We start from the raw sequence: 6,022 nt of genomic DNA, 5'->3' as shown, positions 1-6,022 counted from the left end.
ACTTGGAACAGAGGACCTTGCAGACCATCGACAACCCGTTCGGCACGAGGTTGTCACCCATGTCTTAAGTACAATCTGTTACCCATGTCTCCGGGTTGGACAAAGACGGATATGGCGGAGGGAGTGGGATTCGAACCCACGGTGGGCTTGCACCCACGCCGGTTTTCAAGACCGGTGCCTTAAACCGCTCGGCCATCCCTCCAAGGTGATTTTTCAATCACTTAGGATATCGCGAGAGGAGCGGGTTCGAGTTGTCGGTACCGGATTGGCACCAGGACGTTCCCCGACCGGTTCGCGCTCCATTCCTGTAAAGCCGCATTCAGCGCCAAGTCAACCGTGGCGGCCGCACCTTTCGGCGCGATCCAGGGCGGTGAGCAGCGTCATGGCGAGCTGTGTTTGTGCTGAGTGTGGAAAATCGTTTTTAAAACCCGCACGGACTATTAATCGTTGAGCGCTGATATGTTGGGCGCGTTAGGCACATGTAAGTAAATCGTATTCTGGAGTTGATTTTGGCCGTACTTGGCGCTCTCCCGCCCGGTCTTCGCTGTAGACCAGTCCGCGAAACCGACTGGGAGGGAGTGGTTGATTGCCTGTGCAGGGGCTTTCCGGCGCGTAATCGGAGTTACTGGATACACGCTCTGACCCGCTTGTCGCAGCGGCCTGTGGTTGCCGAGTTCCCACAATATGGCTTTGCTTTGGAGCATGCCGGTCGGATCGTCGGCGTCGTGCTCACCCTTTATGCTCGCTATCACGGGTCGGAGAGCGAGGAAATTCGCTGCAATCTTTCAAGCTGGTCAGTCGATGCAGATTTCCGTCCCTATGGCGCCATGTTGGTTGCGGCGGTTCTCAAGCGGAAGGACGTGACCTACACGAACATTTCGCCTGCACAAGCGACATTGAAAGCCAACCGGGCGCTCGGCTTTCGGCTCTTCTCCAGCGGACAATTTACCTTCTTGCCGGCTTTAAGTTCGGCGCAGCGGTCATGTCGCGTGGTCGAAGTGCGTCCCGATCTCCCGGAATTGGCGATGCTGCCCGAGAGTGAGAGATACATACTGTCGGAACACGCCGCGCTGGGCTGCCTGTCGTTGATCTGCATTTGCGACGGAGTAGCGTTCCCCCTGGTGTTGATGCCGCGCCGAATGTTGCACGGTGTTATCCGATGCCACCAAGTCATCTATTGCCGCTCGCTTGCGGATTTGGGCCGCTGCGCCGGCGCGATGGGGCGCTTTCTCTTGCGAAGCGGAATCCTGGTTTGCTTTGTCGACGCCAAGGAGCGGATTCCAGGCTTGGTGGGATGGTACCGCCCCAACAAGGGGCTGAAATACTTCAAAGGTCCCAGACCACCCGCACCTGGAGATCTGACGTTCACCGAACTTGTGATCTTCGGTCCCTGAATCTGCGCTCGCAGATACGCCAAGCCAGGGGCAAAGTGCGCCACCAACGAGCGTTTCTGATCGATAAGCGATGATTTTCATGCCGATCAGCGAAGCGGTCCATGCCACAATCTCGCCCGGTTCCGACCACAATCGGTTAATACGGTGATAAACAATTCCTGCGCACAAAAAGGATTGGGGTAGGGCGTCGCCGGCGTTTCTGGAGTGGGTGCTTTGGCATCGCTGACGTTCATGCTGCGGTGCCTTCGTCGATGCTATAGGGGACAATCAAAATATGCAGACCACGGCGCGCCCGCGTCTTCGTCGCGCTTCCGCTTTCGCGCTGTTTGCCTTGTCGGCAGCCTTTCTTGCAGCATGTGCCGGGCCGCAGCAAAGGGCGATGGTCAACAAGAAACCTCGCTCCAAGGAATATTTTTCCGAAGCCGAATACGGCGTGAAAGCCAGCCCGCGCGTCATGTTCAAGACGTCTCGCGGACGCGACCAGCTCGGCAAGCCCTATCAGGTGCGCGGCAAGTGGTATTATCCGAAGGAAGACAAGCGTTACGCCAAGGTTGGCCTCGCATCCTGGTACGGTGAGGCCTTCCACGGCCGGTTGACGGCCAACGGCGAAGTCTACGACATGGCAGATCTGACGGCGGCGCATCCGACCATGCCGCTGCCGAGCTATGCGCGGGTCACCAACATGAAGACCGGCAGCTCGGTGATCGTGCGCGTCAACGACCGCGGGCCCTATCATGATGGACGCATCATCGATGTGTCGAAGCGCGCTGCTGAAATGCTCGACTATGCCAATGTCGGTACGGCCGAGGTGAAGGTTGAATATGTCGGCCGTGCGCCGCTCGAAGGCAATGACGGGCAGTATCTGGTGGCTTCGTATCGTCCAGGCAACAGGGCGCCGGATCCGTCGGACGGTCTGCCCAGCGGCGTCATGGTCGCGATGAATGGGCCGTCGCCAAGCCTGCCGGTGAGCGCTGCTGCCGTGCCATTCCCCGGTCAGCTGACGAATTCCGGGCAGGGATCCGATGCACGGCCTGTCATGGCGGTGCAAGCATCTGCTTCGGGAGACATTGTACTGCCCGATTTCGGCCCGATCGTGCCGGAGCGTCCGGAGATCAACCTGCCGGCGCAATCGCCGTTCACCATGGCGTCGCTGTCTTACGCCGACGAGCGCGTGCAGCGCGCCTCCAACGCGTTTGCCGGGCTGGATCGCACCGGCATGTCGTCCGCCGAGCTTCTTCAATCGTGGAAGCGGCAAGCCCCTCCAGCCGGGTCGCCCACCGCCTATGTCGCGGCGGGTTCATTCGAGAATGCCGCCGAAGCGGAGCGTGTGGCTGCCCAGCTTTCCAGCTTCGGCAAGACCGAAATCCAGCGCTCGGAACTTGAAGGCAAGGACTGGTACTCGGTCAACCTCTTTGCCAACGGTCGTGGCAGCCTGGACGAGATGCTGCAGGCAGCGTGGTCGCATGGTGCGCCGGATGCGCTTGCGGTACGCAACTGAGTTCGGGGCTGCCTGGTTTTTTCGCGCGCGATTGATCCGCCAGGCAAAAGCCTGATAGCTTCTGCCAACTTGCAAAAGCGCCGGCTCACTGGTCGAACCTGATGAAATCTTTTCACCCTTTCACCGGGCTTGTGGCGCTCGGCCTGCTGCTGCTCTCGCTTGCGCAGGCCTCAGCTCAGCTTTTCGAGACCAAGGCCGCCCAGGCCTTCATGATCGATGCCGAAACCGGAACCGTGCTGTTTTCCAAGGACGCCGACAGGTTGATCCCGCCGGCCTCGCTGGCCAAGCTGATGACGATGGAAGTGGCTTTCGACGCCATCAAATCAGGGCGCATGACGCTCGATGATACCTTCGTGGTGAGCGAGAACGCCTGGCGCAAAGGCGGCGCTCCTTCGGGGACATCGACCATGTTCGCCAAGCTCAAGTCGACGATCCGGCTGGAAGACCTGATCCAGGGCGTGACCGTGCAGGCGGCCAATGACGGCTGTATCGTCATCGCTGAAGGGATGGCCGGGTCCGAAGCAAACTTCGCGGCGCAGATGACCGAGCGTGCCCACCAGATCGGCTTGCAGAAATCGACTTTCGTCAATTCCACCGGTCTGCCGGCCGATGGGCAGCAAACGAGCGTTCGCGAACTCGCGCTTCTGGCGCTGCATATCTGGCGCAACTACCCGGATCTCTACCGCTATTACGGCCAGAAGGATTTTACCTGGAACAAGATTTCCCAGAGGAACCGCAATCCGCTACTGGCCATGGACATAGGCGCCGACGGGCTCGCGGTCGGTGCCAGCGAGCAATCCGGGTTCGGCATTGTCGGCTCGGTCAGCCACAACGGCACAAGGGTGATCGCGGCGATGAGCGGCCTGGCAAACGACCGTGAGCGGGCTGAGGAAGCGCGAAAGCTGCTCGATTGGGGCGTTCGCTCCTTCGAGAAGACTGAAGTATTCGCCAAGGACGAAGTGGTTGGCGAAGCCCAGGTCTTTGGCGGTGCCAAGTCCGGTGTCGCGTTAAAGGCAAAAGGACCGGTGCAGATCTTCCTGCCGATCACCAACCGCGACAAGCTCACCGCCAGGATCGTCTATGACGGACCGGTGGCAGCGCCGGTGGAGGAGGGGCAGCCGGTGGGTACGCTGCGCGTCTGGATCGGCGATACACTGAGCCAGGAGACGCCGCTGTTTGCCGCCGAGTCGATCGGTGTCGGTTCGCTGCCGCGGCGCGCGCTCGACGCCGCCAAGGAACTGGCCGTCGGCTGGCTGCGTTAGCACCGTCGCGGTGGACCTTTTTTCCCGCCGGGACTATACGGTCCCCGAAGTATGGACAAAGGCCTTGGCGCGCGGATTTTTCATCACTTTTGAAGGCGGCGAAGGAGCAGGCAAGTCGACGCAGATCGAGCGGCTGGCAAAGAAGATGCGCGCCAAGAAATACGATGTGCTGGTGACACGTGAGCCGGGTGGCTCGCCGGGCGCGGAGGCGGTCAGGCATGTCCTGCTTTCAGGCGCAGCCGAGCCGTTCGGCCCCAAGATGGAAGCTCTGCTTTTCGCCGCTGCGCGTTCCGACCATGTCGAACAGGTCATCCGGCCGGCAGTCGAGCGCGGTTCGGTCGTACTTTGCGATCGTTTCATGGATTCCTCGCGCGTCTACCAGGGCGTCACCGGCGGCCTCGACCCGGCATTCATGGACGCATTGGAGAAGGTCGCCATCAACGGCATGGTGCCGGACATGACACTGATCTTCGACATCGACCCCGCCGAGGGCCTGAGGCGCGCTACCGCCCGGCGGGGCAGCAGTGACGGACCGGACCGCTTCGAGAAAGAAACATTGGCCATCCACCAACGCCGGCGCGAGGCGTTTCTCGCGATCGCCTCAGCTGAACCCGAACGCTGCGTTGTCGTCGATGCCTCAGCCGACCTAGATGCGGTGGAGGATGTCGTTACCGCCGCGGTCTTCGCGGCTCTCGAGAGGATGATGCCGGCGCAAAGAAGGCAGGCGGCGCCAGCATGATTTTCGAACGCATCGCGCCCGAACAGCACGACACGCTGGACGGGGTGCCCGAGCCATCCGAGACGCCGCGTCTTGTCGGTCACCTGCAGGCGGCCAACATGCTCGCCACCGCTTACCGCTCGGGAAAGCTGCCGCACGCACTGATCTTTGCCGGACCGGTTGGCATCGGCAAGGCGACGCTGGCCTTTCACCTGGCGCATCATCTGTTGAAGCACCCGGCCTTCGAGCAGGCGCCGGAAAGCCTTGCCGTTCCAGATCCGGCTTCGTCGCTGTTTCGACAGATCGCCACCGGCGCGCATCCTTCGGTGCTGCATCTTACACGCCCGGTGAACGACAAGACCAAGAGCTTCAAGACAGTGGTCACGGTCGACGAAATCCGCAAGGTCAGCCGTTTTCTGTCGCTGACGTCGCATGACGGCAGCTACCGGGTGGTTATCGTCGATCCCGCCGACGACATGAACACCAATGCTGCCAATGCCTTGCTGAAGAATCTTGAAGAGCCACCCGCGCGCACCTTATTCATCCTCATCGTCCATGCGCCGGGCAGTCTGCTACCGACGATCAGGTCGCGCTGCCAGATGGTGCGGTTGGCGCCGCTCGATGCCGAGAGCTTGATGACGGTTCTGGAGGGCATCGAGCCGCCGCCACCGGAGGATCCTGCGGCGCGCGCGGCGCTGGCGGAGCGGTCTGGGGGCAGCGCGCGCAATGCGATCCTGTTGACGCAGTATGGCGGGCTCGAAATCGCCGCCACCCTCGACGCTCTGGTGATGTCCAAGAAGTTAGATGTCGCGGGCGCCTACCGTCTTGCCGAGGCGGTCGCCGGCCGCGACCAGGCGATCCCGTTCGAGATATTCAATCGCCGCGCGCTTGATCTGCTGTCGGCCGGCGCCAGCCAGGCCGCGCTCGCCAGCGATCTCGCGCGAGCCAAAACGCTGTCGGATACTTGGCACGCGGCTTTGAACGCTATATCTGAAACCGAGACCTACAACCTCGACAAAAAGCAGCACGCCCTGACCATGATCGACCGCCTGAATTCTGCAATGCGAATGTGACGGCCGCTGGCGTGGCTTTTGAAGCCCCTGAGTATTGATTCCCAATCAATCGCAGGAACTTCGAAGCCACCACATTG

The 6,022-nt window shown here is 61.1% G+C and carries 5 protein-coding genes and 1 tRNA gene; 5 read left to right on the top strand and 1 reads right to left on the bottom strand.

Translation table 11 applies throughout. The features are described from left to right. Positions 1-112 precede the first annotated feature (112 nt). A tRNA-Ser gene (locus NKH30_RS28045) sits at positions 113-202 on the bottom strand. 460 nt (positions 203-662) lie between these two features. Between NKH30_RS28045 and NKH30_RS28040 the strand changes: the two genes are divergently transcribed. The 5 genes from NKH30_RS28040 to NKH30_RS28020 all read left to right on the top strand — a co-directional run bounded on the left by NKH30_RS28040 (position 663) and on the right by NKH30_RS28020 (position 5,945). After that, positions 663-1,394: a hypothetical protein gene (locus NKH30_RS28040; protein WP_352997580.1), complete on the top strand. Its 732-nt coding sequence runs from the start codon at positions 663-665 to the stop codon at positions 1,392-1,394. 274 nt (positions 1,395-1,668) lie between these two features. Then, complete coding sequence (locus tag NKH30_RS28035) at positions 1,669-2,892, top strand: septal ring lytic transglycosylase RlpA family protein (protein ID WP_352613614.1); 1,224 nt, start codon at positions 1,669-1,671, stop codon at positions 2,890-2,892. Positions 2,893-2,993: 101 nt separating this feature from the next. Beyond that, entirely contained in the window at positions 2,994-4,154 is a 1,161-nt protein-coding gene (locus tag NKH30_RS28030; RefSeq protein ID WP_352997579.1) for a D-alanyl-D-alanine carboxypeptidase family protein, read from the top strand. Positions 4,155-4,218: 64 nt separating this feature from the next. After that, complete coding sequence (gene tmk, locus NKH30_RS28025; RefSeq protein ID WP_352448921.1) at positions 4,219-4,893, top strand: dTMP kinase; 675 nt, start codon at positions 4,219-4,221, stop codon at positions 4,891-4,893. Further along, the gene (locus NKH30_RS28020) at positions 4,890-5,945 is read left to right on the top strand and encodes a DNA polymerase III subunit delta' (RefSeq protein ID WP_352997578.1); all 1,056 of its coding nucleotides are present in this window, start codon (positions 4,890-4,892) and stop codon (positions 5,943-5,945) included. Before tmk ends, NKH30_RS28020 begins: the two co-directional genes overlap by 4 nt. The last annotated feature ends 77 nt before the right edge of the window (positions 5,946-6,022 follow it).

Origin of the sequence: Mesorhizobium sp. M1273, assembly GCF_040318195.1 — a bacterium.
GTDB lineage: Bacteria > Pseudomonadota > Alphaproteobacteria > Rhizobiales > Rhizobiaceae > Mesorhizobium.
The sequence above is the reverse complement of the archived record's forward strand: the minus strand, read 5'-3'. Positions and strand labels throughout refer to the sequence as shown.